This is a genomic window from Pseudomonas sp. NFX15 (assembly GCF_049132105.1).
Classification (GTDB): Bacteria; Pseudomonadota; Gammaproteobacteria; order Pseudomonadales; family Pseudomonadaceae; genus Aquipseudomonas.
Map to the genome: position 1 here is coordinate 1 of NZ_JAFMPV010000055.1, position 1845 is coordinate 1845.

At 61.9% G+C, this 1845-nt stretch carries 1 protein-coding gene; it reads left to right on the plus strand.

Annotation, left to right across the window (positions count from 1 at the left end; all coding sequences use genetic code 11):
• Positions 1 to 371: 371 nt before the first annotated feature.
• Complete coding sequence (rluB, locus tag J1D76_RS27785; RefSeq protein ID WP_421141557.1) at positions 372 to 1592, plus strand: 23S rRNA pseudouridine(2605) synthase RluB; 1221 nt, start codon at positions 372 to 374, stop codon at positions 1590 to 1592.
• Positions 1593 to 1845: the final 253 nt, after the last annotated feature.

The following is a 1845-nucleotide window of genomic DNA, read 5'->3' on the forward strand; positions in this document are numbered from 1 at the left end:
GTCAGGAGCAAATCCTGCCTTCAGGAGCGATCGGCCTCCCCCAGAAACGCACTTGCTGTTGTATGACGCCTTGAGCGTAACCTTTCCCCTTGGAGTCAGGGCCAACATACAAGGAGCGGGCTTGCCCGCGAAGAGACAATCTCAGCCGACATCTCTGGTGGCTGGCCCACCGCTTTCGCTGGCAAGCCAGCTCCTACAGGGTTATGTGTTGGCAGGAAAGTGGCGCCACCGGCCAGCGGAAAAACAAATAACCTTGCGCCTATCAGCTAGTCTCTGATGCGCAAACGCCCTCATGCGCGTATGATTCGCGACCCTTCGGCGATCCCTTCGCCCAAGTACCCAGTTTTCAGACCACACCGGGAGGTGCCCAGATGAGTATCAAAGACCAGCAAGACGACCAGCCAATCGGCCCAGCAGGCGAAAAACTGCAGAAAGTCCTCGCCCGTATCGGCGTCGGCTCGCGCCGTGACGTGGAAGCCTGGATCAGCCACGGCCGCATCAAGGTCAACGGCAAAGACGCCACCCTTGGCCAGCGCGTCGACATGCACGACGCCATCACCATCGATGGCAAGGTGATCAAGCGTGAAGAGGCCGCCGAGTCGGTCCGCCGCGTGATCATGTACAACAAGCCCGATGGCGAGATCTGCACCCGTGTCGATCCGGAAGGCCGTCCGACCGTGTTCGACAAGATGCCGCGCCCGAAAGAAGGTCGCTGGATCAACATCGGTCGTCTCGACATCAACACCACCGGCTTGCTGATGTTCACCACCGACGGTGAGCTGGCCAACCGCCTGATGCACCCTTCCTACGAAATGGACCGCGAATACGCGGTACGTGTGCGTGGCGAAGTCGACGACGAGATGATCGAGCGCCTGAAAGCCGGCGTGGTCCTCGAAGACGGCCCGGCCAAATTCACCGACATCAAGCAGGCGCCAGGCGGCGAAGGTTTCAACCACTGGTACCACTGCGTGGTGATGGAAGGCCGTAACCGCGAAGTACGTCGCCTGTGGGAATCCCAGGGCCTGGTGGTCAGCCGCCTGAAGCGCGTGCGTTTCGGTCCGGTCTTCCTCAACTCCGACCTGCCGATGGGTCGCTGGCGCGAAATGAGCCAGTACGAAGTCGACATCCTGAGTGCCGAGGTCGGCCTGACGCCGGTGGCGATGCCGCAAATGAACGCCAAGAGCAAGGACAAGCTTGAGCGGATGCAGCGCAAGTCGTCGCGTCCGATGGCCAAGACCGAGCGTGTGCGCACCTTGCGTCCTGCCGCTGACGGTTCTGCCGCACCTGCTGCGCCACGTGCCAGCCGCGAGCCGCAGATCGAAGGCGAGCGTCCGGGTCGCAAGCCTGCTGCCCGTCAGGACGGCGAGCGCGGTCCACGCACGCCACGTCCGGCCAACGGCCGTACCGAGCGCGGCGAAGGCCGTGGTACGCCGGTCGCCGATCGCCCGGCCGACACCAAGCGTCCGGCCAAGCCTGCGCCGAAACGTCCAGCCATCAAACTGGTCGACGGTGACAAGCCTTCGGGCAAGCGCCGTGGCGCACCGGCCGGTTCGGGCCAGCGTCCGGGTTTTGGGCGTCGCAAGCCGGAATGATTGGCTAAGCGCTTCGTGAAAAAACGCCAACCTTCGGGTTGGCGTTTTTTTTGGCCAGGCGGGCAAGCCCGCTCCTACAGAGGGCGAAGTGTTTGGTCACAATACGATCCCCTGTAGGAGCGGGGCTGAAGTGGTCCAGTTTTTTTAGACCATTCTGTAGGAGTATTACGCCGCTAGCTTTTCAAAGATGGCTGGCGGCAGGTTGTTCGAGGCGGTGTGACAGCGTCTGTGGTTGTAATGAGCGATAAAGTCC

Bases quoted from the DNA above. Each gene is read 5' to 3' on its own strand.
- rluB (WP_421141557.1), top strand. From the start codon at position 372: ATGAGTATCAAAGACCAGCAAGACGACCAGCCAATCGGCCCAGCAGGC.